We start from the raw sequence: 23048 nt of genomic DNA, 5'->3' as shown, positions 1-23048 counted from the left end.
GTGATGATCTCCCATTCGGTCGTGGTGCCCGCGGGACCGGGCATCGAACTGGCGGGCGACCTGGTCCTGCCGGACTCCGCGCGCGCGGTGGTGCTGTTCGCGCACGGCAGCGGCAGCTCCCGGCACAGTCCCCGCAACCGGCAGGTGGCCGCCGCTGTGCGGACGGCCGCGCTCGGCACCCTGCTGATGGACCTGCTCAGCGAGGAGGAGGAACGGCGGGACGCGCTCACCGGCGAGCACCGCTTCGACCTTCCGCTGCTGGCCGGACGGCTGGTGGCCGCGATCGACTGGCTGGCGGAGCGGGACGACACCCGCGGGCTGCTCGTCGCCCTCTTCGGTGCCAGCACCGGGGCGGGCGCCGCCCTGAGGGCCGCCGCCGAGCGTCCCGCGCGCGTGCTGACCGTGGTCTCCCGGGGCGGCCGGCCCGACCTGGCCGAGGACGCCCTGGACGCCGTACGCGCGCCCGTGCTGCTGATCGTGGGCGGGCGGGACCGGGAGGTGCTGCGGCTCAACGAGGAGGCGGCGCGGCGGCTGCGGGTGCCCTGCACGCTGCATGTCGTGCCCGGCGCGACGCACCTCTTCGAGGAGCCCGGCGCCCTGGACGAGGTCGCCGACGCGGCCCGCCAGTGGTGCGCCGACCACGTCCGGGCCTGCGCGGGGGACTGAACCCGCGCCGCGTGCCTACCCTGAACGTGTGGCTCGGGCCAACGACGAGGTCGCCGCGCTGTTCCAGGAGTACGCGGACCTGATCTCGATCACCGGAGGAGACGCGTTCAGGGCACGCGTCTACGAAAAGGCGGCCCGGGCGATCGGCGGCCACCACGCCGACGTCGCCCGGCTCGACGCCAAGGGCCTCAAGGAGATCCCCGGCGTCGGCACCTCGATCGCCGAGAAGGTCACCGAGTACCTGACCAGCGGCAGCGTCGGTGCGGTCGAGGAACTGCGCGCCAGGATCCCGGCCGGAGTGCGCCGGCTGACGGCGATCCCCTCCCTCGGCCCCAGGAAGGCCCTGATGCTCTACGAAGAGCTGGGCATCTCCTCGGTCGACGAGCTGGCCGACGCCATCCACCAGGAGCGGCTGCGCGACCTGAAGGGCTTCGGGCCGCGCACCGAGGAGAAGCTGCTGCACGGCATCGACCTGCTGCGCGCCTCCGGCGGCCGGGTGCTGATCGACGTCGCCACCGGGCTCGCCGAGGAGGTCGTCGCCGCGCTGTCCGGGGTCGGCGGCGTGCGGCGGTGCGCGTACGCGGGATCGCTGCGGCGGGGCCGCGAGACCATCGGCGACCTCGACGTGCTGGTCACCGCCCGCACGCCGGGGCCCGTGATGCGGGCCCTCACCGAGCTGCCGTACGTCTCGGAGGTGATCGCCCGGGGGGAGAAGAAGACCTCCGTGCGCACCGACCGGGGGCTCGCCGTCGACCTGCGCGTCGTACCGCCGGACTCCTGGGGCGCGGCCCTGCTGTACTTCACCGGCTCCAAGGCGCACAACATCCGGGTCCGGGAGATCGCCGTCCACCAGAAGCTGAAGCTGTCCGAGTACGGCCTGTTCGACACCGAGAGCGGCGAGAAGATCGTGTCCCGGACCGAGGAGGACGTCTACGCCCGGCTCGGGCTGCCGTGGATCGCGCCCACGCTGCGCGAGGATCGCGGGGAGATCGAGGCGGGGCTGCGCGACGAGCTGCCCGAGCTGGTCACCGAGGCGGACGTACGGGGCGATCTGCACACCCACACCGACCTCACCGACGGGCTCGCCTCCCTGGAGGACATGGTCGCCGCGGCCGCCCGGCGCGGCTACGCCTACTACGCGATCACCGACCACGGCCCCGACCTGTCCATGCAGCGCATGACCGACGAGCGGATGCTCGCCCAGCGCGAGCGGGTGCGCGGGCTGGATGCCGGGCGGATGCGGCTGCTGCACGGGGCCGAGCTGAACATCGGCCCCGATGGGGGCGTCGACTGGCCGGAGGAGTTCCTGGCCGGCTTCGACCTGTGCGTGGCCTCGGTGCACTCGCACTTCGACCAGGGGCGGGCGGCCCTGACCCGCAGGCTCGTGCGGGCCTGCGAGAACCCGTACGTGCACATCATCGGCCACCCCACCACCCGGCTCATCGGCAGACGGGCGGGCATCGACGCCGATCTCGACGAGGTCTTCGCCGCCTGCGCCCGCACCGGCACCGCCCTGGAGATCAACGCCCACCCGGACCGGCTCGACCTCGGCGACGAGCACATCCTGCGGGCCAGGCGGTACGGCGTGCGGTTCGCGATCGACAGCGACGCGCACGCCGTGCCCCACCTGGCCAACCTGCGCCACGGCGTGGCCACCGCCCAGCGCGGCTGGCTCACCGCGGACGACGTGATCAACACCTGGACCCTGACCCGGCTGCGCCGCTTCCTGCGCAAGGAACGGCCCTAGGAGGTGCCCCATGACCCACCGGATACGTGACGTGATGTCGCCCGGAGCCGTGGCCGTCGAACCGATGACCACGGTGGAGAAGGCGGCCCGCGTGATGAGCGAGCAGAACCTCGGCGACGTCCTGGTCGTCTACGACAGTGATCTCTTCGGAGTGCTCACGGACCGCGACATCGTGGTGCGGGCGATCGCCGACGGCCGTGACCCGCACACCACCGCGGTCGGGGCCGTGTGCAGCCGGCCGCCCGTGGTCACCGTGGGCCCCGAGGACAGCACCGACCACGCGATCGAGCTGATGCGCCGGCACGCGGTACGGCGGCTGCCGGTCGTGGAGCACGGGGGCTGCCCGGTCGGCATGGTCAGCCTCGGCGACCTCGCCGTCACCGAGGACCCGCACACGGCCCTGGCGGACATCAGCCGCGCGACCCCGAATCACTGACGGGGCGGGCCGAGTAGGCTCGCGGGCATGCGGATCTCCGTCTCCTCCGACATGGACGAACCCGTGGCCCGCCTCCTCCTCGCGGAGCTGGAGCGGCGCGGCCACCAGGTCGTGCCGCACGGCGCGCTGCGGCCCGGGGAGGACCCCCAGTGGGCGGTCTGCTCCGAGGCGGCGGCCCGCGAGGTCGCCGCCGGTACGGCCGATCAGGCCGTGGTCTGCTGCTGGACCGGCACCGGCGCCTCCATCGCCGCGAACAAGGTGCCCGGCGTACGGGCGGCCCTGTGCACGGACGCCCCCACGGCGGACGGCGCCCGCCGCTGGAACGACGCCAATGTGCTCGCCCTCAGCCTGCGGCTGACCTCAGAGCCCCTGCTGAAGGAGATCCTCGACGCCTGGTTCACGGCCGAGGCCAGCCAGGACGCCGAGGATCTGCGGAACGTGGCCTACATCGAGCGGCTCGACCGGTAGCTCAGGGCCCGGGGCGGATCCAGGCGGCGTCGGTTCCCGACAGACGGTGCGCCGTCACCGCGGCGGCCGCCAGCAGGACCAGCGTCAGGGCCAGCAGCAGCACGAGGTGGCCGTGGAGCAGGAGCGCCGCTCCGTCCAGGGCGCCGAGGAACATCGCGAGGACGGACAGCAGACGGCGCGGCCCGGACGCGGTGCCTCGCCGCCCGCCGGGGCGGAGTCCGCGGCCAGGCCGGTCAGGGTCAGCGTCAGGACGGTCGTCGTCAGATCCGGCACCCCCAGGCGCAGGGCGACCGCGTTCTGCAGACCCATGGCGAGCCCCAGGAACACGATCAGCGTGTACTGGACGCCGCTGGTGACCCGCCCGACCGCCACCGCGGCCACCACCACCGTCACCGCCACCAGAAGCGTCTGCACCGCCGTCGCCGACGTCAGCAGACGCCCCCGGTGCGCCCGGTACCGGGCGCCGAACCGGCCCCCGGCCAGCGCGCCGGCCAGGAACGCGAGCACCGCGACCACGGACGCGAGCGCGGACAGGCTCTCGGCGCCGGCCAGGGCGAAGCCGAGGAAGACCACGTTGCCGGTCATGTTCGCCACGAAGACATGGCCCAGTGCCAGATAGCTCACCGCGTCGACCAGCCCGGTGCCCACCGTCAGGACGAGCAGCAGGGGCGGCAGCGGCCCGTGCGGGTCCCCGGCGCGGGGCACCAGCGTGCGGACCGCGTCAGTCAGCAGCCTGCGCATACCGGGTCCGCTCGGTCGGGCCGGCCGGCCGGTGCAGCACCGCCCGGGTGAGCAGTCCGCTCGCCGGACCCAGCACGATCACGGCGACCGCGAGCCACCCCGGCCAGGGGGCGGCCCCCAGCGCGTGGTCCACCGACCAGCGTCCCGGCCCGGTGAGCGCCAGCGCCACCGCCACGACGACGAGGACCAGCGGATACTCGTGGCCGTCGTGCTGCACCCACAGGCCCTTCGGCCACTTCACCGTGCCCGCGACCGTCATGACGCCCATCGCCGCCATGGCGGCCAGGGGGGTGAGCAGTCCGGCGGCCAGGCACAGGCCGGAACCGATCTGACTGGCCCCGGCGGCGAGGGCGGTGAGCCGCCCGCCGCGGAAGCCGTCGTGGCGGAACTCCTCGGTGCCGCCCGCCACTCCGTCGCCCCCGAGCCGGAAGCTGACCTTCTGTACTCCGTGACCGGCGATGAGGAGCCCCACGGCGAGCCGGAGGACCAGCAGTCCCGTGTCCATCGTGTTCCCGCCCGTTCCCGAGGTGCTCAGCCGGCGGCGTGGGCGCAGATGACGGACTGCGCGTAGACGATGCCGAGGCCGTAGGCGCCGCCGTTCTCCTTGACCACCTCGGTGACCGGGACGTACGTCTCGCCGCGGGCCCAGTCGCGCTGGAGTTCCAGCAGGACCTGGACCCAGGTGACGGGGACGGCGCCGGCCTGGACCATGCGCTGGACGGCGTGGTCGTGGGCCTGCGGGCTGACCGCCGGAGGCGTCGGTGACCACGTAGACCTCGTAGCCCTGGGAGAGGGCGGAGAGCGTGGGCAGCACCACGCAGACCTCGGTCCACAGCCGGCGATGACCAGCTTCTCGCGGCCGGTCGCCTTGACGGCCTCGACGAAGTCGATGTCCTCCCACGCGTTCATCGTCGTGCGGTCGTTGACCATCCGCTCGGGGAAGACGTCCTGCAGCTGCGGCATGATCGGGCCCGAGAAGGACTCGGCGGCGACCGTGCTGAGCGGTCCGCCGCGCCGTCGCTGTCACGCGGAACGAGCCCGCCCACCGGCATCGTTGACATCTCCGGAACAACCCCCTTGGCGAAACGGCGCACGCGGTGCACGCGGTGCCGTGTGCACGGCACCGATACGTGTCGAGTGCTTCGCCGTTCACGCTAGGAGTGCTTCCGGAGCCGTCGGCCGCCACGAGTGCACCGACGGTGGTCTGGCAGTGCATGCGTGGCCGAGTCGGGGCTTACGGCTCCCGACTGCCCTATTCCTGGCGGAGATCCTGCACGCGCTTCAGTTTGCCGAGCGAGCGCTCCAGGGTCTCCGGCTCGACGATCTCCACCTCGACGCTGACCCCCACGCCGTCCTTCACGCCCCGCGCGATGGCGCCGGCGGCGGCCCGCCGCTGGTCGGGGCCCGCGTCGGGGCGGGCCTCGACGCGGACGGTCAGGTGGTCCATCCGGCCGCGCCGGGTGAGCCGGATCTGGAAGTGCGGGGCCACCGCGGGGGTGCGCAGCACGATCTCCTCGATCTGGGTGGGGAAGACGTTCACCCCCCGCAGGATGATCATGTCGTCGCAGCGTCCGGTGACCTTCCGCATCCGGCGGAAGGCAGGACGGGCGGTGCCCGGCAGCAGCCGGGTCAGATCCCGGGTGCGGTAGCGGATGATCGGCAGCGCCTCCTTGGTGAGCGAGGTGAACACGATCTCGCCCTCCTCGCCCTCGGCCATGATCTCGTCCGTGACCGGGTCGACGACCTCCGGATAGAAGTGGTCCTCCCAGATGTGCAGCCCGTCCTTGGTCTCCACGCACTCCTGCGCCACGCCCGGACCGATCACCTCGGACAGCCCGTATATGTCGACGGCGTGGAGGCGCGCGCGCTCCTCGATCTCGCGGCGCATCTCCTCCGTCCACGGCTCGGCGCCGAAGATGCCGACCTGCAGAGAGGTGTCGCGCGGATCGACGCCCTGCTTCTCGAACTCGTCGAGCAGGGTCAGCATGTAGGACGGGGTGACCATGATGATCTCGGGCCGGAAGTCCTGGATGATCTGCACCTGGCGTGCCGTCATGCCGCCGGAGGCGGGGATCACCGTGCAGCCGGCCCGTTCGGCGCCGTAGTGCGCGCCGAGTCCGCCGGTGAACAGGCCGTAGCCGTAGGAGATGTGCACCTTGTGGCCGGGGCGGCCGCCGGCGGCCCGGATCGAGCGGGCGACCACGTCCGACCACATCGACAGGTCGTTCTCGGTGTAACCGACGACCGTGGGGCGCCCGGTCGTCCCGCTGGAGGCGTGCACGCGCCGCACCTGCGCCATCGGCACGGCGAACATGCCGAAGGGGTAGGTGTCCCGCAGGTCGGCCTTGGTGGTGAAGGGGAACCGGGCGAGGTCCTCCAGCGTGCGGCAGTCCCCGGGGGTGACCCCGGCCTCGTCGAACTTCTTGCGATACAGCTCGACTTGGTCGTACGCGTGCCGCAAGGTCGCCCGCAGCCGGTCGAGTTGGAGCTCCCTGAGCTGTTCGCGGGTGAGTCTTTCGCCGTCGTCCAGCAGGTCGTGGGGGAGGGGTTCGCCCAGGTTGCTCATCGGGACTCCTTCGTCGGCATCTCCACCACCACGCGCCCCGACCGATCATTCGGTTCGCATGCACCGGTCAAACAACCAGCCGGGCCGGTGGCTGTCAAGGGTGGTGAAGGGTCTTGCCGCAAGGGTGGCGAAGGGTCTTGCCGGAGGGCCGGAAAGGCGTCACACTGATACCGAACGAATGGTCGGTTGGGAAGCTGGTGGAGATGACCACGACACACCATGCCGAGGCCTCGCCCCCGGAGGCACTCCAGGAGCACTTCGACGCCACGATCGCGCGCGACCAGCGGATCGAGCCGCGCGACTGGATGCCGGAGGGCTACCGCAAGACGCTGGTCCGGCAGATCGCGCAGCACGCCCACTCGGAGATCATCGGGATGCAGCCCGAGGGCGAGTGGATCACGCGCGCTCCCTCGCTGCGCCGCAAGGCGATCCTCTTCGCCAAGGTGCAGGACGAGGCCGGACACGGGCTGTATCTGTACTCGGCGGCGGAGACCCTCGGCGCCGACCGCGCGGACCTCACCGAGCGGCTGATCGAAGGCCGCCAGAAGTACTCGTCGATCTTCAACTACCCGACGCCGACCTTCGCCGACGTCGGCGTGATCGGCTGGTTCGTCGACGGCGCCGCGATCTGCAACCAGGTCCCGCTGTGCCGCAGCTCCTACGGCCCCTACGCCCGCGCAATGGTCCGCATCTGCAAGGAGGAGTCCTTCCACCAGCGGCAGGGCTACGAACTGCTGATGACGATGATGCGCGGCACCGACGCCCAGCGCGAGATGGTCCAGGACGCGGTGAACCGCTGGTGGTGGCCCTCGCTGATGATGTTCGGCCCGCCCGACGACGCCTCCCCCAACTCCGCGCAGTCCATGGCCTGGAAGATCAAGCGGCACAGCAACGACGAACTGCGCCAACGCTTCGTCGACATGACCGTCCCGCAGGCCGACAAGCTCGGCGTGACGCTGCCCGACCCGGAGCTGAAGTGGAACGCCGAGCGCGGCCGGCACGACTTCGGCACCCCGGACTGGGACGAGCTGATGCGGGTCATCAAGGGCGGCGGACCCTGCAACGACCAGCGGACACAGCGGCGCAGAAGCGCCCACGAGGAAGGTGCCTGGGTGCGCGAGGCGGCCACCGCCCACGCGGCCAAGCGGGCCCGGAAGGAGCCGGCGGCATGAGCAACGCGCAGAACTGGCCGCTGTACGAGGTGTTCGTGCGCGGCAAGCGCGGCCTGAACCACGTCCACGTGGGCTCGCTGCACGCCGCCGACGACGCCATGGCCCTCACCCACGCCCGCGACCTGTACACGCGACGCAACGAAGGCGTGTCGATCTGGGTGGTGCGCTCGGAGCACATCGCGGCCTCCACCCGCGACGAGAAGGACCCCTTCTTCGCCCCCAGCGCGGACAAGGTCTACCGCCACCCGACGTTCTACGACATCCCCGACGATGTCCCGCACATCTAGGAGCCGTGGATGAGTGAGGACCACGTCTACCTGACCCTCGCCGAGGGACACGAGGACGACACCCGCTGGGCGTACGGCACCGGCTTCGAGGACCCCCTGCACGGCGTCGACACGACCGTGCCCGAGGGCGTCGACGCCGGTGAACTCGCCGCGTCCTGCGTCGCCCTGGCCGACGACGCGCTCGTCGCCGCCCAGCGCCTCGCCGAGTGGATCACCCGCGCCCCCGAGCTGGAGGAGGAGGTCGCGCTCGCCAACATCGGCCTCGACCTGCTCGGCCAGGCCCGGCTGCTCTACTCCCGCGCCGGACAGGCCGACGGCACCGGCCGCGACGAGGACGCCTACGCGTACTTCCGCGACCCGGCCGACTTCCGCAACGTCCGGCTCGCCGAACTCCCCAACGGCGACTTCGCGTTCACCGTGGTGCGGCTGCTGGTCCTGTCCAGCTGGCGGCTCGCCCACTTCCAGCAACTGGTCACCCACCCCGACCCGGTGCTCTCCGCCGTCGCCGCCAAGGGCGTCAAGGAACTGACCTACCACCGGCAGTACGCCGCCGAGTGGGCGGTCCGCCTGGGCGACGGCACCGAGGAGTCCCACCGCCGGATGCGCAAGGCCGTCGAGCAGGTCGCGCCGTACCTCGGCGAACTGTTCACCGCCTGCGACGTCCGCGACGAAGTCGTCGCCGTGCTGCGCCAGGTGACGGAGGAGGCCGGGCTGCCCATGCCGGTCTACCGGCCGTCCCCCGGCAGCGGCCGCGCCGGCGAGCACACCGAGCATCTGGCCCCGCTGCTGGCGGAGTTGCAGAGCGTGGCCCGCGCCCACCCGGAGGCGACATGGTGACCCTCCAGCTCGACGCGCGGCACGCCCGGCACATCGCCGAGCAGGTGCCGGACCCCGAGCTGCCCATGCTGACCCTCGCCGACCTGGGCGTCCTGCGCGAGGTGACGCTCACCGAGGACGGCACCGTCGTCGCCGAGCTGACCCCCACCTACTCGGGCTGCCCCGCCATGGCCGAGATGCGCGCCGACGTCGCCGCCCGCCTCCGGGACGCCGGGTACGCGCGCGTGGAGATCCGCACCGTCCTGAACCCGCCGTGGACCAGCGACTGGATCACCGCCGAGGGCCGCCGCAAGCTCGCCGAGCACGGCATCGCCCCGCCCGGCCCCGCCCCGCGCGGCCCGGTGCCGCTCACCCTGTCGCCCATCCGGCGCACGGTGCCCTGCCCGCGCTGCGCCTCCGCGGACACCGAGGAGACCTCCCGGTTCGCCGCCACCTCCTGCAAGGCGCTCTGGCGCTGCCGCGCCTGCCGCGAGCCGTTCGAGTACGTCAAGGAGATCTGATGGCCCCGACCGCCCCCGCCGAGGCCGTGAAGCCGCGCCCGCGCCGCCGCCCGGTCTTCCACCCGCTGCGGATCGCCGCCGTGCAGCCGCTGTGCGAGGACGCCGCCGCCGTCGGCTTCGAGATCCCGCCCGAGCTGGCCGAGGAGTTCGCCTTCGCGCCCGGCCAGTCCCTGACCCTGCGGCGCGAGATCGACGGCCGGGACGAGCGCCGCTCGTACTCGATCTGCACCCCCGTCGGCACCGCCCCGCGCATCGGCGTGCGCGTGGTGCCCGGCGGCCTGTTCTCCTCCTGGCTGGTCAACGAGCTGCGCCCCGGCGACACCGTCGAGGTGATGGCCCCCACCGGCACCTTCACCCCCGACCTGACCACCCCGGGCCACCATGTGCTGCTCGCCGCGGGCTCCGGCATCACCCCCATGCTGTCCATCGCCGAGTCCGTCCTGGCCGCCGACTCCCGCTCCCGGGTCACCCTCTTCTACGGCAACCGCCGCAGCGGCACGGTGATGTTCGCCGACGAACTGGCCGACCTGAAGGACCTGTACCCGAGCCGCTTCCAGCTCGCCCACGTCCTGTCCCGCGAACCCCGGGAGGCCGAGGTGCTCTCCGGCCGCCTCGACGCCGAACGGCTGACGGCGCTCATCGACGGCCTGGTCGACGTGCCCAGTGCCGACCACTGGTGGCTGTGCGGCCCGCACGGCATGGTCCGCGACGCCCAGCGGGTCCTCGACGCACTCGGTGTCCCGGCCGACCGGGTCCACCAGGAGCTGTTCTACGCCGACGACGAGCCCGTACGAGAGGTGCACCACACGGAGTCGGGGCCGGCCGGTCCCGTCAGCCAGGTCACCGTCGTCCTCGACGGCCGCTCCACCACCTCCGCCCTGCCCCGGGAGCGGACCGTCCTGGACGGCGCCCAGCGCAGCCGCCCGGACCTGCCGTTCGCCTGCAAGGGCGGCGTGTGCGGCACCTGCCGGGCCCTGGTCACCGACGGCAAGGTGGACATGCGGCGCAACTTCGCCCTGGAACCGGCGGAGGTCGAGGCGGGGTACGTCCTGACCTGCCAGTCGTACCCGGTGTCCGAGACGCTGACGGTGGACTACGACAGCTGACATGCCTCCGGCCGTCCCGCACGGTGGCGGGACGGCCGGAGGCATCGAGTCGAGGGCGAGGAGAGCGAGGGGACTAGCATCGAATCCGTTTTCGCGGAGGTAGAAGGAAGCCCCCTCATGGCCTCGCCGCGGCTCACGCTATCAGTCACTCCGGTATCAGGTCGCGCAGATTTTCGAGGGTCACGATCCGCGACTCCGGGTGCAGCCCCTCGGGCCGCTGCAGCCCGATGTAGGTGACCGGACCCTCCGGGACCTCGCTGCCGTCCCACACCGTCACGGCACCACCGGCCATCAGCTCCGTCAGGTAACGGACCGTCAACTGCTCCCGTTCCACGATGCCGCGCAGCAGCGTCGCCACCGAGACCTGGTTGCCCTCCACCCGGTTGGACGCCGGAGCGCCCCGCAGGTACAGGTGCAGCCACTTGGCCCGCCACCGGCCGTCGGCCCCGCGCAGGAAGGCGAGCGGCAGCGCCACCCGGCCCGGACCCCGCAGCTCCGACTTCATCCGCACGGTCCGGGGCTCGAACGGCCGCCCCTTCTGCTCGCCCTCGCGCAGCATGAACCCGAAGAACGACTCGGCGACCTCCTCGAAGCCCTCCCCGGAGTAGAGGTTGACCTGCGGCACGACGAACGTCCCGCGCACCGCCCCCAGCCGGAGGTCGATGAACTCCGAGGCCCCGTGCGGCGCTTCGGTGATGTCACCGGAGTGCTCGCCCTCCACCTCGGTCAGCTGGGTGTACGACAGCCAGCAGACCGTGGCGTAGTCCTGGTCCAGCATCAGGGCCGACAGGTCGTAGTCGGTGTCCCGGTGCCGCTGCTTCCAGTACACGAAGAAGCGCAGCAGTTCTCCCTCGACCGGCGAGAGCGAACCGCGGGGCAGCACCCCGAGCCCGGCCGCCGTGGCACGTCCGCTCAGCGGCAGCGCCACGTCGAGGACGTCCGGGTCGACGAGCAGCTGCCCCGGCTCCGGCAGCCGGCGGCGCAGCTCGGCGTCGAGCGCGTCGATCAGCCGCGCGCGCTCGGCTGCCGGCACCGGCGCGCGCAGGTCGTCCGTCACCCAGGCCCGGCCGAGCCGGTTGATGAACACCCGGCGCCGGTCGCAGCCGTCGGTCCGGTTGTGCAGATGCTCACGGACCGACAGCAGGACCCGGCCGGAGACCTCCGGGGCGACCGCCTCGGCGGCGGCCACGACGGCATCGCGCTCGCGCTGCTCCCCGCAGGTGCGCAGCAGCCGGTCCAGCGACCGGAACAGCCGTCCGGGCGCGGACTTCAGCAGTTCCGCGGCCCCGACGACGTCGTGCGCGCCGAGCAGTTCCTCCACCCGGCGGTCGAGGGACGGCGCCTTGCGCTCACCGCGCGCGACCGCGAACACCTCGGCGGCGTGCGGCCACCGCGGGAACTCGTGCGGATGCAGCCGCTCACCGAGCCGCTTGAACGCCTCGCGGTGCACGGGTACGTCGGCGAGCTTGCCCGGCGCCGCCGCCACGACGGAGTCGAGCCCCGCGAGCAGCGCGCGGCGCGTCGGACGGGACAGCGCCCGGAACCTGGTCGGCTCCTGGAGGGTGACGTCTCCGTCGCACAGCGCGCACGCCAGCCGCAGTACGTCCGTGACCGTGTCCAGCAGCGGCACGGCCCCCGCCGCCAGCCGCGCCCGGTTGACCACGGCCCGGTTCTCCCGCACCGGGATCCTCTCCGGCTGCGGTCCGTCGGCGCAGAGCCCGGCGAGGAGCGCGAGGTCGGCCAGGTGCTCCTCGCCCAGCGGGGTGGTGGACCCCGCCAGCGCCAGGTACAGGCCGCCGACCTCGTCCTCGAGCGTGCCGCCCAGGTGCAGCACGGTCACCCGGTCACCGCCGGCGGCGATCAGCTCGTCGTGGGCGGCGAGCATCTCGTCGTACGCGTGCTGGTAGCGGCCGTAGGACGGCAGGGTGAGCAGGTTCACCACCCCGCTGCGCAGCTGGGCGAGGACGGTCGGGCGTACCGACTCGTCGGCGAGGGCCCGGACGATGCAGTCCCGCCAGAAGTCGAGGGTGTCCGGCACGTTCGCCGGGAAGTCGACGAAGTAGACGTTGTGCCGGACGTGATCGCCGACCATGGCCCGGACGGTGCCGAGGGTGCGCTCGGCGGTGGCGGCGACCGTCTCCTCGGACAGCCCCGACAGGTGCTCCAGCAGGTCCGCGGAGAGCTTGAAGCCCACGGACATCAAAGCGGCGTCGAACTGCCGCGCCACCACCTCGCCCCGCGCCGGGGACCCCACGGGCTGCGCGGGCCGGGGGAGACGGTGGGTATGCCGGACGACCAGCGATTCCAGGCTGCGATCCATGCCGGGATGCTCCCAGAACCGCACGCGTGTACGCATGCGGGTTTTTCGCGGCAGGGGCTTCCCGGCAGTGCTTTCCCGGCAGGGCCTTTCGGCAGGTGGGCGAGGGGTCAGGACTCCTGGCGCTCGGCGTCCCGCTGCTTCAGGCGCGCGGCCTCCTTGCGGACCTCCGCCTGGGTGGCGCGCTCCTTCCGCAGCCACGCGGGCTGCTCCTGCTTCAGCGCCTCGATCTGCTCGGTGGTGAGCGGCTCGGTGACCCCGCCCCGGGCGAGGCCCGCGATGGACACCCCGAGCTTCGCCGCGACCACCGGACGGGGGTGCGGGCCGTTGGCGCGCAGGTCACGCAGCCACTGGGGCGGCTCGGCCTGGAGCGCGTCCAGTTCGGCGCGCGAGACGACACCCTCCTGGAACTCGGCGGGGGTGGCCTCGAGGTACACACCCAGCTTCTTGGCGGCGGTGGCCGGCTTCATCGTCTGGGTGGTCTGGTGCGACGTCATGCCTCAAGGGTATCGAGTGGGTGAACGGCCGCCGACCACGGCCGGTAACCTGGCCAGGTGACAGGCTCGCAAGCACCCCCATCGTTCCGGCTCGCGTACGTTCCCGGAGTGACACCCTCGAAGTGGGTGCGGATCTGGAACGAGCGCTACCCCGACGTCCCCCTGGAGCTCGTCCCGGTCACCGCGGCCGAGGCGCCCGGGGTGCTGCGGGACGGCGGCGCCGACGCCGGGTTCGTCCGGCTGCCGGTCGACCGTACGTTCTTCAGCGCGATCCCCCTCTACACGGAGACCACGGTCGTCGTGGTCCCCAAGGAGCACGCCGTGGCCGCCGTCGACGAGGTCACCGCGGAGGACCTGGCCGACGACGTCGTCTTCCATCCGCTGGACGACGTCATCGGGTGGGAGCGGCCGCCGGGGCAGCCCGGCTTCGAGCGCCCGGCCACCACCGCGGACGCCGTCGAGCTGGTCGTGGCCAATGTCGGCCTGCTGGTCGTGCCCCAGTCACTGGCCCGCCTGCACCACCGCAAGGACCTCACCTACCGCACGCTGGTGGACGCCCCCCAGTCGGGCATCGCCCTGTCCTGGCCGGAGGAGGCCACGACCGACCGGGTCGAGGACTTCATCGGCGTGGTCCGCGGCCGCACCGTCAACAGCACCCGTGGCCGCTCGGCCCCGCAGGCCGAGGAGCAGCCCAGGCGCAAGCGCCCCGAGCCCGCGCCCGCCCGCCGCAAGCCCGCCCCGGCCAAGAAGGGCGCCCCCGGCCGCCGCGGCAAGCCGCGCCGCAAATCGTAGGCCGCCGGCTCCGGGGTCAGGGGGCGAAGGTGGCCCGCTCCGCCGTGCGCACCACCGTCCGCCCGTCCGCCGCGCCCAGCCGTCCCGCCGCCACCCACGCGTCCACGCTGGACCGCACCCGGGACAGCAGGGCGCCCTTGCCGCCGAACGGAGCCCCGGCCCAGATCTCGTCCAGCAGAGTGGTGCCGTCGGGACGCGCCGGGTTGGCGACACCGGAGTCCGTGGTGCCGAAGACCACCCGGGGTTCCACGCGCCGGAAGTAGGCGTGCGTGGGGTCCTCGGTGCCCTCGAAGAAGGGGGCGAACTCGGTGCCGTTCAGGGTGTAATGCAGCGGCTTGCCCGCCACCGGGGTCAGGCTGGGCAGCAGGTCGCCGGAGAGACCGGCGTTGCGGTAGAGCCCCAACTCCAGGTACGAGGTGGCGGAGTTGCGGCCGACCAGGTTCACCGGGCCGTAGAGCAGCGTCTGCAAAGACGGGTCGTCGAGGGCCTTCTCCACCCGGAGCCGGAAGGGAACGGCGATCCGGACGACATCGCCGCCGCGCCACGTGCGGGACACCGCGAAGTAGCTGCCGGGCGCCGGAGTGCCGGACACCGCACGGCCGTTGACCGTGACGCGGAACCCGGCCGTCGCCCAGGACGGCACCCTGAGCCGCAGCTCGAAGGCCGCGCTGCCGCCCGCGAAGGTCAGGGTGGACCCCTGCTCCCTGGGGTAGCCGGTGGTCTGGGTGACGGTGAGGCCCCGCTCCGCCCAGGTCAGCGTGGACGGACTGTACAGGTTGACGTAGAGGGCGCTGCCGTCCGCCTTCCGGAAGTACACCGAGTCCTGGTACTTGGTGGCGCTCTCCATGCCGGTGCCCTCGCAGCAGGTGGTGCCCTGCTTGGGTGTGTAGTCCCGCACCTGACCGGGCGTCAGCCCGATGAAGTAGGTGACGAGCGGCTTCTCCGCGTCGGGCTTGTCCTGCTTGGAGCCGAGCACCTGGTTGTAGAGCGCCCGCTCGTAGTAGTCCATGTACTTCGACGCCTGCTCGTGGAAGAAGAGCGTGCGGCTCAGCTTCAGCAGGTTGTACGCGCAGCAGGTCTCGGCGGTGGTGGCGCCGAGCGTCCCCGCGATGACGCCCCGCGCCTTCCAGAACTCGCCGGTGCTGGTGCCCCCGATGCCGTACATGCGGTGCGGGACGACCATGTCCCAGAAATTCCTGGCGGCGTCGAGATAGCGCCGCTCGCCCGTCGCGTCGTACAGCCCGAGGTACCCGGTGAAGATCGGTATGTGCTGGTTGGCGTGGAGCCCGTCGAGGATGTCGGTGTTCGCGGCGCAGGAGTCGATCAGCCGGTCGAGGTCGAACAGCCAGGCCAGCGCGAGGTGTTCGGCCTTGCCGGTGAGGGCGTGCAGATCGCAGACGGCCTCGACGATGCCGCCGAACTCACCGCTGGAGAACAGGCCCCACATGCGCTGCAGCGTGGCCTCGGGCAGCCGGGACAGCCGCGCGTGCATCCAGTCGGCCATGCCGGACGCGAGGTCGAGGGCGCGGGCGTCGTCCGTGGCGAGGTAGGCGTCGAGGACGCCTCGGAGGATCTTGTGCGCGGTGTAGTACGGCGCCCACACCTGCGTGTAGTCGCTGCTGGTCCTCGACTCCAGGTCGATGAACTGCGTCTCGGGGTAGGCGGCCAGGAACCCGGGGTGGCTGGGCCCGCCCCAGGTGCGGCGCAGGGCGGCGGTGAGGTTCCGGCCGGAGGCGTCCGCGAAGGTGCCGCCTGCGGTCTCGTCGAAGGCGTACGACGCCAGGTCGCCGCGTCCGGCGGAGGAGCCGGCGGCGCGTTCGTTCTGCAACTCGGTGATCTCGGCGGCCGTCAGGGCTCGTGACCAGATGTTGAACTCGTCGAAGGCGCCCGCGAAGACGGGGTCGGCGGCGTAGTTCGAACGGCCGAGCCAGTTGTTGACGGGGGTGCCGAGCGCGGCCGGGGTGAGGGTCATCGCGGTGTTGCGGGCCACCTCGGTGCCGTTGACGTGCAGGACGCCGGTGCCGTTCGCGAGGGTGACGGCGAGGTGGCTCCACCGGTGGAGCGGGAGCGCGGCGGTGCCGTTCAGCCCCTGCTCGGCGCCCGGGCCCGCGGTGGTGAGGGCGAAGCGCGGTACTCCGTCGGCGTTGCGGGCGGCCAGGTACATGTACCGCGTGGTGTCGTCACCGAAGTCGAAGACCCGGGCCCAGTCACCGTCGTGGGTGGGCTTCACCCACGCGGACAGGGTCACCGCGGACGTGCCGCCGAGGACGCCGGAGGACAGGTCGACGTACTGGTAGGACCCGCGCACGTTCTCGACGGCGGTGCCGAACTTCCCTGCGGTGCTCAGTACTTGTGGGTCCTCGCGCAGGGCCGCGCGCACCTCGGTCAGCGCGCCGACCATGGTGCGGAGCCGGTCGGCGAAGACCTGCTCGCCGGTGCTCGCCCAGGCCTGCGCGAGCATGGTCATGAAGTGGCCGGTGTAGTGCCCGCGGAGGTTGCCGTTGGCCTCCCCGTCCAGCCCCTCCCAGCCGCCGGGGGCGACCGCGTCACCGGTGGGCAGACCGGCGTTGGCGCGGAAGACCTGCAGCAGCCGGTGCACGTCGTAGCCCCGGGCGTGGTCGAGCATCAGCTTGCGCTTGTCGGCGAAGAGGCCCTGGCCGAGGGCGACTTGGTCGAGCGTGAAAGGCCGTACGGTCCAGGTGGCCGGTGCGGCGGGGGGTGCTTGAGCAACGCCCGCCGCGGCGGGGGAGGTTGGCGCGAGGGAGGCCGCGGCGAGGGCCGAGGCCTGGAGAAGGGAGCGTCTGGAGAGGGGCGGTGCCATGGGTGCTCCTCCACGGGTCCACGTCGTGTCGACGGATGACTCTACGGCCGAGATTTCGAACAATGTACGAGCAATCGACCAGACGATAGGAAGGGGACGCGTGGGGGTCAACGGGTCTGGAGCGGTCAGTTCCGGCCGTTCAGTCGGAGGACACGCTCGGGATCTCCTTGGCGGCCTTGCTCACCGGCGCGACGAGCAGCCACAGCACGGCGACGGCGGCCAGGGTGCCGGTCCAGATCGCGTGCACGCCGGACAGCAGCGGCGCGGCGAGCAGGAAGGGCATGCCGTAGACCAGCAGCCAGCCCAGAGCGCCGCGCAGCGTCCAGCAGTCCTCGGACTTGGCGCCGAAGCCGACGGACAGGCCGCCGATGATCCCGCCCATGAGCCCGGTGACCAGCAGTACCAGCCCGGTGACGACCCACCGCCCCGCGGTCAGCCCTCTCTCCGGGTCCGCCGCCAGCACCAGCCCGGCGATGGGCACGGCGATCAGCACCAGGTTCGCGATCCGCAGCGTGTTCCACAGCCACTCCGGATCACCCCAGCCGTCGGACGCCAGACCGGCCACCCGAAGCGGCCGGCTGCCCGCGTCGGCGACCAGGCCGCGCCGCAGCCAGCGCGCGGCCCACCACAGCAGTACGGCCCACAGCACCCCGCAGCCCAGTCCGGCGCCGCCGACCGCCAGCGCCGTCCGCGGCCCCGTCCCGGCGGGATGCGCCCACAGCAGGACCCCGGCCAGCCATCCGAGCACCACCGCGGCCCCCGCCGCCAGCCGGGCGGCGACGGTGAACAACCGGCCGGTGCGCTCCGCGCCGTCCCGGTCGGCGTGCAGGCGACAGAGCTCGTACACCCGGACCAGCTCACCGCGCCGCGGCGTCATCGGGGCAGCCCGGGGCCGCGGTGTATCCGGATCATGCATGGCATGACCATCAGGACCGGCTCAGGGTTGCCCCGCGGCGGCGAGCCATTCGTACGCGGCCCGCGCCGTGAACTCCGGCTGGCCGCCCCGCAGCAGGAGCCCGGCCGTCGCGAACTCGGGGGCGTCGGCCTGTGCGGCGACGTACGGGATCGCGATGCAGCGCATCCCGGCGGCGTGCGCGGCGGCGGCGCCCGGGGCGGCGTCCTCCAGGACCACGCAGTCGGCGGGTTCCGCGCCCAGGCGGCGGGCCGCCTCCAGGAAGACGTCGGGGGCGGGCTTGCCGTGCTCGACCTCCTCGGCCGAGACGATCGTCCGCAGATGGGCGTCCAGGCCGGTGCCGGCCAGCACCGCCTCGATCGCCTCCCGCGAGGAGCCGGACGCCACCGCCATCGCCACCCCGTCCGTGGCCAGCAGCTCCACGAACTTCCGCATCTCCGGGTACGCGCGCGTGGAGGCGCGGGCGAGGTCGAGGTAGCGGCGGTTCTTGGCGGCGAGGAGTTCCTCCACCGACGCCCGCAGGCCGTAGCGGGCCTTCCAGTCGGTGACCGTCTCCAGGGTGCTGATACCGACGTAACCCTCGTGCTCGGACCAGGAGAAGTCCGGCACGCCGTGCTCGGCGAGAGTCTGCCGTCCCGCTTCGTAGTAGTTCGGCTCGCTGTCCACGAGCGTTCCGTCCAGATCGAAGATGACCGAGATGCCGCCGAGATTGCTCATGGGGCCAGCATGCCAAGGGTCACTGGCGGGGCTCGCTGGTGGGCGTCACCGGCAGGCGTCACCGGAGGGCGCCACCGGAGGGCTTCATCTGCGGGCTCTATGTACGGGCCGAGCGGCCCACCGACTCCACCAGCGGCAGCAGCCGGTGCGCCACCCGCTCGCGCAGCGCCACCTCGGTCCGGGTGCGGACCACACCGGGCAGGCTGATCAGCTTCTGGATCACGTCCTCCAGGTGTGCGTTGTCCCGCGCGACCACCCGGGTCAGCAGATCCCCGCCGCCCGTGATCGAGAACGCCTCCACGATCTCCGGTACGGCGGCCAGCGCGTCGCCCACGTCGTCCAGGTGTCCCTGGGTGACCTCGATGTGCACGAACGCCAGCACGGGGTGGCCGAGGGCGGCGGGGGAGAGGTCGGGGCCGGTGCCGGTGATCACGCCGTCCCGTTCCAGGCGGTCGAGCCGGGCCTGGAGGGTGCCGCGGGCGATCCCGAGGATGCGGGCGTACTCGCGCACGCTGGTGCGCGGCTGCTCCAGCAGCAGCCGCAGGATGCGGGTGTCGAGCTCGTCCACGGCCATGGCCCGGCCTCCTCCTGCATGGTCCGTTGGCCCGCCGGTGGGCGGAGCAGGACCGATTTGCCTGTACCAATGGACCAGCATATTCGTCGCCACTTGAGCCAGCAGTCGGGCTGATGCTGCAATGGGCCCGTCGATGGCGCTGCGGACCTCCGCGGCGCCTTTCTCATGCCGGGCCGGAGAAGGGGGCGGAAAGCAGTGCTGAAGAGGGTGTTCATGGCGCCGGACCCGGGACGGGCGCGGCTGCGCTTCGCCGCGCGGGCCGTCGTCGGCATCGGTCTCGCGGTGGTCGTCTGCGGGCTGGCCGGGCACTCCCTCGTCGGCGCCGTCACCGGCGGCCTCGCCGCGCTGCTCGCCCTGTTCACCGTCACGGACCCCACGGTCCGCGGCCAGGCGGTCACCACCGCGCTGCTGCCGCTCGTCGGCCTGCCCGTGCTCGCCGCGGCGGCCGAACTGCACGACCAGCCGCTCGCCCGCGACCTCACCTTCCTCGCGGTGGTCGGCGCGGGCGTGTACGCGCGCCGCTGGGGGCCGCGCGGGCACAGCCTCGGCGTCTTCGCGTTCATGACGTTCTTCGTGGCGCAGTTCCTCCAGGCGACCCCGCGCCACCTCCCCGAGCTCTACGCCGCGCTGCTGCTGTCCCTGCTCATCGCCTTCGGCGTGCGCTTCGGCCTGTGGTGCTACGAGCGCCGCCTGCCCCCGGCGCCCGTGCCCGCCGCCCCCGGCGGCACCGGCCTGGCCCGGATCACCACGCGCCAGGCCGTCCAGGCCACCGCCGGCGCGGGCTTCGCCCTCGTGGTGGGCCAGCTGATCTCCGGCGAGCGCTGGTACTGGGCCGTCGGCGCGACCTGGTGGGTCTTCGTCAACACCACCTCGCGCGGCGAGACGCTCGTCCGCGGCTTCCGCCGGGTCCTCGGCACGGTCATCGGCATCGGCCTCGGACTGGTGATCGCGCTCCCGGTGAACGGCGCGCCCGTCCCCACGGCCGTCATCCTGGCCGTCTGCGTCTTCGGCATCTTCTACACGGCCGCGGTCTCGTACACCTGGATGATGCTCTGCGTCACCCTCCTCGCCGAGCTCCTCTACGGCCTGCTCGGCGTCCTCGATCCCGCGCTGCTGGCGCTGCGCCTCGCGGAGACCGGGGTCGGCGCACTCGGCGCCGTGCTCGCGGTGCTGTTCGTCCTGCCCGTCACCACCCACGCCGTCACCGACGCCTGGATCCAGCGCGCCCTGCGCTGCGTCCACGCCGCCACCGCGGAGGCCGCCGCCCGTCTCGCCGGCTCCACGACGGCCGACCCGGCCTCCCGGGTGGCCGAGCTGGAGCAGCTCCTCGGCCGGGTCCGGCTGTCGGTCGCCCCGCTGGTCCACCCGCTCAACCCGATGCGGGGCCGCAAGCGCCGGGCCCGCCGGGTCCTCGCCCTGCTCGACGACTGCGCCCGCGAGATCCGCGGTCTGGTCGCCGTCGCCGCCGACCCGGTGGCCTCCCACGACGCGCGTCTGGCCGCGGCGTGCTGGCGCGTCGAGGCCGCGGTCGAGGCGCTCACCGGCGGTACGGACATCACCGCGCCCGGCGAGCAGCCACCGGTGGCGGATCCCGCACTGGCCCATCTGCACGGGCTGGAACGGGCCCTGGCAGAGCTTGCGACACCGCTCAGAAGGCCACCGGGGTCTCCACTGGTCGGCCCCGGAGGCCCGAGCGCCGGGTCTCCGCTGGTCGGCGCCTGAGGTCTGGGCGCAGGGTCTCCGCTGGGCGGAGCTTGAGGTCTGGGTGCCGGGTCTCTGAGGGCGAGGGCTGGCTGAGGTCTGGTCGTCTGGTCTCTGGGATCGGATCGGAGGTTCGGGTGTCGGGTCTCCGCTGGTCAGGGTCTGAGGTCTGGGCGCCTGGTCTCCGGGTCAGGGCCTGAGGCATGGTCGCCGGGTCTCTGCTGGCGGATCGGAGGTCCGGGTGTCGGGTCCGCGGGTCGATGCCTGAGATCTGGTGCTCGGGTCTCTGGGGGCGGGGGCTGAGGTCTGGGCGTCGGGTCCCGCTGGTCGGCGCCTGAGGTCCCGTCGCCGGGTCTGTGCGCTCGGCGCCCGAGGTCCGGGCGCCGGGTCTCCGCTGGTCCGCTCCGGAGGTCCGGGCGCCGCTCAGCTCGGGAGGCGTCTGGGCGGCGGCCCCCGCCGTGCCCGGTGGGGCGTGCTGGCGGCGGCCCTCGCCGTGGCCCGGTGGGCTGTCTTGGCGGGGCCTCTGTCGTGGTCCGGTGGGGTGTGCTGGCGTGGGACCTTGCCGTGGTCCGGTAGCCGTGCTGGCGAGGGCACTGCCGTGGTCCGGTGGGACGTCCTAGCGGCAGCCCCTGCCGTGGCCGGTTGGCGTGTTGGCGGCAGCCCCTGGCTTGGTCCGGTGGGCGTGTTGGCCGAGGCACTGCCGTGGTCCGGTGGGACGTCCCAGCGGCAGCCCTGCCGTGGTGCCCCTGGCGTGGCCCGGTGGGGCGTGCTGGCGGCGGGCTCCGACATGGCCCGGTAGGACGTCCTGGCGGCAGCCCTCGCCGTAGCCCCCCGTAGCCCGGCAGGCCGCCCTGGCGGAGCGCCACGCCGGTGCCGCGTTAGGCGTCCTGGGCAGCGCCCACGCCGGTGCCGCGTAAGGCGTCCGGCGTGCCCGGCGTGCTCAGTGTCCCCGCCCTCGCCCGGTAAGGACCCGTCCGCCCCGCGGGCGTCGCCGCATGTGGGTTACTCGGTCTAGACCGCGTTTGATCGACTGCTACCGTCACCTCCGGACGGCACCCGACCGAAAGGGGACAGCGGTGGCAGACGGTGGCAGGCGGGCCTTCATCGGGTCGTTCACGGCGGCCGGAGGGCCAGGCATCGTGACGGCGTCCGTGGACGCAGACAACGGGGCACTGACGGTCCTCACCGGCACGGACGACCTGCCCGACCCCTCCTACCTGGCCCTGGCGCCCGACGGCGGCACGCTCTACGCGGTCAGCGAGACGAGCGAGGGCGCCGTGGCCGCGTACCGCGTGACCGGCACCAAGCTCGATCCCCTCGGCTCACCCACCCCCGTGGCCGGCAGCGGCCCCACGCATCTGGGCCTGTACGACGGACACGTCCTGACCGCCAACTACGGCTCCGGAAGCGTCAGCGCCGTGCCCCTGCGCCCCGACGGCTCCCTCGCGAGCGCCCCCTCCGGCGTCCTCCCGCACACCGGCTCCGGCCCCTGCACGCCCCGCCAGCAGGCCCCGCACGCCCACCAGGTGCAGGCCGACCCCAGCGGGCGCTGGGCCGTCAGCGTCGATCTCGGCACCGACTCGGTACGGGTGTGCACCCTGGCGGACGGCCGCCCGGAACTCCACGGGGAGTACGCGCTGCGCCCCGGCTCGGGCCCCCGCCACCTGGCCTTCCACCCGGACGGCACGCACGCGTACGTGCTCAACGAACTCACGCCCACCGTCACCGTCTGCCGCTGGGACGCCGCCGACGGCTCCCTGAAGCCCCTCGCCGAGACGCCGGTTCTGCCGGGCGCCCCGGCGGGCGACGCCTACCCCTCGGGCATCGTCGCCTCACCCGACGGACGCTTCCTGTGGACCGCGACCCGCGGCGAGGACGTCCTGTCCGCGTTCGCCGTCGAAGGAGACACACTCCGGCTGCTCGGCACCGTGCCCTGCCGGGGCCACTGGCCCAGGGCGCTCACCGAGGCGGGCGGCTTCCTGTACGCGGCCAACGAGCGCTCCGGCGACGTGGCCTGGTTCGCCGTGGACCCGGCGTCGGGACTGCCCCGCTACGGCGGCTCCATCGAGGTCCCGGCGGCATCCTGCGTGGTCGTCGGCTGATCAGCCTCACGGCACCCTCGCGTACGACGAAGGGCCCGCTCCTCGTGGAGCGGGCCCTTTCCGTCGTGCGTCGTGCGTCGGGCGGGTC

General features: G+C 72.9%; 20 protein-coding genes and 2 pseudogenes. 12 read left to right on the top strand and 10 right to left on the bottom strand.

The window, feature by feature from the left end; translation table 11 throughout:
- Window positions 1–3: 3 nt before the first annotated feature.
- The 4 genes from ACWD1Z_RS08660 to ACWD1Z_RS08645 are packed head-to-tail and all read left to right on the top strand — an operon-like array spanning window position 4 to window position 3317.
- Entirely contained in the window at window positions 4–666 is a 663-nt protein-coding gene (locus tag ACWD1Z_RS08660) for a dienelactone hydrolase family protein (protein ID WP_451117138.1), read from the top strand.
- Window positions 667–694: 28 nt separating this feature from the next.
- Complete coding sequence (gene polX / locus ACWD1Z_RS08655; RefSeq protein WP_451116760.1) at window positions 695–2413, top strand: DNA polymerase/3'-5' exonuclease PolX; 1719 nt, start codon at window positions 695–697, stop codon at window positions 2411–2413.
- A 10-nt stretch (window positions 2414–2423) separates the two neighbouring features.
- A complete protein-coding gene (locus ACWD1Z_RS08650; protein ID WP_451116758.1) occupies window positions 2424–2849 on the top strand; it encodes a CBS domain-containing protein in 426 nt (141 codons plus the stop codon).
- Between the two features lie 27 nt (window positions 2850–2876).
- Window positions 2877–3317 (top strand): RpiB/LacA/LacB family sugar-phosphate isomerase, encoded by a 441-nt coding sequence (locus tag ACWD1Z_RS08645; protein ID WP_451116756.1) that lies wholly within the window; start codon window positions 2877–2879, stop codon window positions 3315–3317.
- A 1-nt stretch (window position 3318) separates the two neighbouring features.
- Here ACWD1Z_RS08645 and ACWD1Z_RS08640 read toward each other — a convergent pair.
- The 4 genes and pseudogenes from ACWD1Z_RS08640 to paaK all read right to left on the bottom strand — a co-directional run bounded on the left by ACWD1Z_RS08640 (window position 3319) and on the right by paaK (window position 6624).
- Window positions 3319–4058 (bottom strand): annotated as a pseudogene (locus tag ACWD1Z_RS08640) (YoaK family protein).
- The gene (locus ACWD1Z_RS08635) at window positions 4039–4563 is read right to left on the bottom strand and encodes a DoxX family protein (RefSeq protein ID WP_451116754.1); all 525 of its coding nucleotides are present in this window, start codon (window positions 4561–4563) and stop codon (window positions 4039–4041) included. The pseudogene ACWD1Z_RS08640 and the gene ACWD1Z_RS08635 overlap by 20 nt, the downstream one beginning before the upstream one ends.
- A gap of 26 nt (window positions 4564–4589) precedes the next feature.
- Window positions 4590–5060: pseudogene (locus tag ACWD1Z_RS08630) on the bottom strand (isochorismatase family protein); the annotation flags it as partial.
- A gap of 250 nt (window positions 5061–5310) precedes the next feature.
- Window positions 5311–6624, bottom strand: coding sequence for a phenylacetate--CoA ligase PaaK (gene paaK, locus ACWD1Z_RS08625; RefSeq protein ID WP_451116752.1), 1314 nt, complete (start codon window positions 6622–6624; stop codon window positions 5311–5313).
- Window positions 6625–6827: 203 nt separating this feature from the next.
- On the opposite strand from paaK, the gene paaA reads away from it, so the two are divergent.
- From paaA to paaE, 5 genes are read left to right on the top strand one after another with little or no spacing between them, the layout of a single operon-like run.
- On the top strand, window positions 6828–7796 hold the full coding sequence (paaA, locus tag ACWD1Z_RS08620; RefSeq protein ID WP_451116750.1) for a 1,2-phenylacetyl-CoA epoxidase subunit PaaA: 969 nt from the start codon (window positions 6828–6830) through the stop codon (window positions 7794–7796).
- A complete protein-coding gene (gene paaB, locus ACWD1Z_RS08615; protein ID WP_451116748.1) occupies window positions 7793–8083 on the top strand; it encodes a 1,2-phenylacetyl-CoA epoxidase subunit PaaB in 291 nt (96 codons plus the stop codon). Before paaA ends, paaB begins: the two co-directional genes overlap by 4 nt.
- 9 nt (window positions 8084–8092) lie before the next feature.
- Entirely contained in the window at window positions 8093–8920 is an 828-nt protein-coding gene (gene paaC / locus ACWD1Z_RS08610) for a 1,2-phenylacetyl-CoA epoxidase subunit PaaC (protein ID WP_451116746.1), read from the top strand.
- The gene (gene paaD, locus ACWD1Z_RS08605) at window positions 8914–9420 is read left to right on the top strand and encodes a 1,2-phenylacetyl-CoA epoxidase subunit PaaD (protein ID WP_451116744.1); all 507 of its coding nucleotides are present in this window, start codon (window positions 8914–8916) and stop codon (window positions 9418–9420) included. Before paaC ends, paaD begins: the two co-directional genes overlap by 7 nt.
- A complete protein-coding gene (paaE, locus tag ACWD1Z_RS08600) occupies window positions 9420–10526 on the top strand; it encodes a 1,2-phenylacetyl-CoA epoxidase subunit PaaE (RefSeq protein ID WP_451116742.1) in 1107 nt (368 codons plus the stop codon). Before paaD ends, paaE begins: the two co-directional genes overlap by 1 nt.
- Window positions 10527–10671: 145 nt before the next feature.
- Here paaE and ACWD1Z_RS08595 read toward each other — a convergent pair whose 3' ends face one another.
- Complete coding sequence (locus ACWD1Z_RS08595; RefSeq protein WP_451116740.1) at window positions 10672–12846, bottom strand: hypothetical protein; 2175 nt, start codon at window positions 12844–12846, stop codon at window positions 10672–10674.
- A 107-nt stretch (window positions 12847–12953) separates the two neighbouring features.
- Window positions 12954–13340, bottom strand: a complete 387-nt coding sequence (locus ACWD1Z_RS08590; protein ID WP_451116739.1) for a DUF5997 family protein — start codon at window positions 13338–13340, stop codon at window positions 12954–12956.
- Window positions 13341–13397: 57 nt separating this feature from the next.
- On the opposite strand from ACWD1Z_RS08590, the gene ACWD1Z_RS08585 reads away from it, so the two are divergent.
- A complete protein-coding gene (locus ACWD1Z_RS08585; RefSeq protein WP_451116737.1) occupies window positions 13398–14132 on the top strand; it encodes a LysR family substrate-binding domain-containing protein in 735 nt (244 codons plus the stop codon).
- A 16-nt stretch (window positions 14133–14148) separates the two neighbouring features.
- Here the strand turns inward: ACWD1Z_RS08585 and ACWD1Z_RS08580 are convergent, their stop codons facing one another.
- The 4 genes from ACWD1Z_RS08580 to ACWD1Z_RS08565 form a co-directional block, all read right to left on the bottom strand.
- Window positions 14149–16953 (bottom strand): beta-L-arabinofuranosidase domain-containing protein, encoded by a 2805-nt coding sequence (locus ACWD1Z_RS08580; RefSeq protein WP_451116735.1) that lies wholly within the window; start codon window positions 16951–16953, stop codon window positions 14149–14151.
- 139 nt (window positions 16954–17092) lie between these two features.
- Window positions 17093–17830 (bottom strand): hypothetical protein, encoded by a 738-nt coding sequence (locus ACWD1Z_RS08575; RefSeq protein ID WP_451116733.1) that lies wholly within the window; start codon window positions 17828–17830, stop codon window positions 17093–17095.
- 60 nt (window positions 17831–17890) lie between these two features.
- Window positions 17891–18583 (bottom strand): HAD family hydrolase, encoded by a 693-nt coding sequence (locus ACWD1Z_RS08570; protein WP_451116731.1) that lies wholly within the window; start codon window positions 18581–18583, stop codon window positions 17891–17893.
- Between the two features lie 97 nt (window positions 18584–18680).
- On the bottom strand, window positions 18681–19157 hold the full coding sequence (locus tag ACWD1Z_RS08565) for an Lrp/AsnC family transcriptional regulator (protein ID WP_451116729.1): 477 nt from the start codon (window positions 19155–19157) through the stop codon (window positions 18681–18683).
- Between the two features lie 195 nt (window positions 19158–19352).
- On the opposite strand from ACWD1Z_RS08565, the gene ACWD1Z_RS08560 reads away from it, so the two are divergent.
- Both ACWD1Z_RS08560 and ACWD1Z_RS08555 read left to right on the top strand, forming a co-directional pair.
- Window positions 19353–20879 (top strand): FUSC family protein, encoded by a 1527-nt coding sequence (locus ACWD1Z_RS08560; RefSeq protein WP_451116727.1) that lies wholly within the window; start codon window positions 19353–19355, stop codon window positions 20877–20879.
- A gap of 1055 nt (window positions 20880–21934) precedes the next feature.
- Window positions 21935–22960 carry a lactonase family protein gene (locus ACWD1Z_RS08555; RefSeq protein WP_451116726.1) on the top strand — a complete coding sequence of 342 codons (1026 nt, stop codon included), beginning with the start codon at window positions 21935–21937 and terminating at the stop codon, window positions 22958–22960.
- The last annotated feature ends 88 nt before the right edge of the window (window positions 22961–23048 follow it).

The sequence above is a fragment of the Streptomyces sp. NPDC002784 genome (assembly GCF_053592135.1).
This window is presented reverse-complemented; position numbering and strand designations above follow the sequence as displayed.

Coding starts and splice junctions, on each gene's coding strand:
- ACWD1Z_RS08590 (WP_451116739.1), bottom strand. CDS start 13,340: ATGACGTCGCACCAGACCACCCAGACGATGAAGCCGGCCACCGCCGCC.
- paaC (WP_451116746.1), top strand. CDS start 8,093: ATGAGTGAGGACCACGTCTACCTGACCCTCGCCGAGGGACACGAGGAC.
- ACWD1Z_RS08650 (WP_451116758.1), top strand. CDS start 2,424: ATGACCCACCGGATACGTGACGTGATGTCGCCCGGAGCCGTGGCCGTC.
- paaE (WP_451116742.1), top strand. CDS start 9,420: ATGGCCCCGACCGCCCCCGCCGAGGCCGTGAAGCCGCGCCCGCGCCGC.
- paaK (WP_451116752.1), bottom strand. CDS start 6,624: ATGAGCAACCTGGGCGAACCCCTCCCCCACGACCTGCTGGACGACGGC.
- ACWD1Z_RS08595 (WP_451116740.1), bottom strand. CDS start 12,846: ATGGATCGCAGCCTGGAATCGCTGGTCGTCCGGCATACCCACCGTCTC.
- ACWD1Z_RS08565 (WP_451116729.1), bottom strand. CDS start 19,157: ATGGCCGTGGACGAGCTCGACACCCGCATCCTGCGGCTGCTGCTGGAG.
- ACWD1Z_RS08635 (WP_451116754.1), bottom strand. CDS start 4,563: ATGGACACGGGACTGCTGGTCCTCCGGCTCGCCGTGGGGCTCCTCATC.
- paaB (WP_451116748.1), top strand. CDS start 7,793: ATGAGCAACGCGCAGAACTGGCCGCTGTACGAGGTGTTCGTGCGCGGC.
- ACWD1Z_RS08645 (WP_451116756.1), top strand. CDS start 2,877: ATGCGGATCTCCGTCTCCTCCGACATGGACGAACCCGTGGCCCGCCTC.
- paaD (WP_451116744.1), top strand. CDS start 8,914: ATGGTGACCCTCCAGCTCGACGCGCGGCACGCCCGGCACATCGCCGAG.
- ACWD1Z_RS08570 (WP_451116731.1), bottom strand. CDS start 18,583: ATGAGCAATCTCGGCGGCATCTCGGTCATCTTCGATCTGGACGGAACG.
- ACWD1Z_RS08660 (WP_451117138.1), top strand. CDS start 4: ATGATCTCCCATTCGGTCGTGGTGCCCGCGGGACCGGGCATCGAACTG.
- ACWD1Z_RS08580 (WP_451116735.1), bottom strand. CDS start 16,953: ATGGCACCGCCCCTCTCCAGACGCTCCCTTCTCCAGGCCTCGGCCCTC.
- paaA (WP_451116750.1), top strand. CDS start 6,828: ATGACCACGACACACCATGCCGAGGCCTCGCCCCCGGAGGCACTCCAG.
- ACWD1Z_RS08575 (WP_451116733.1), bottom strand. CDS start 17,830: ATGACGCCGCGGCGCGGTGAGCTGGTCCGGGTGTACGAGCTCTGTCGC.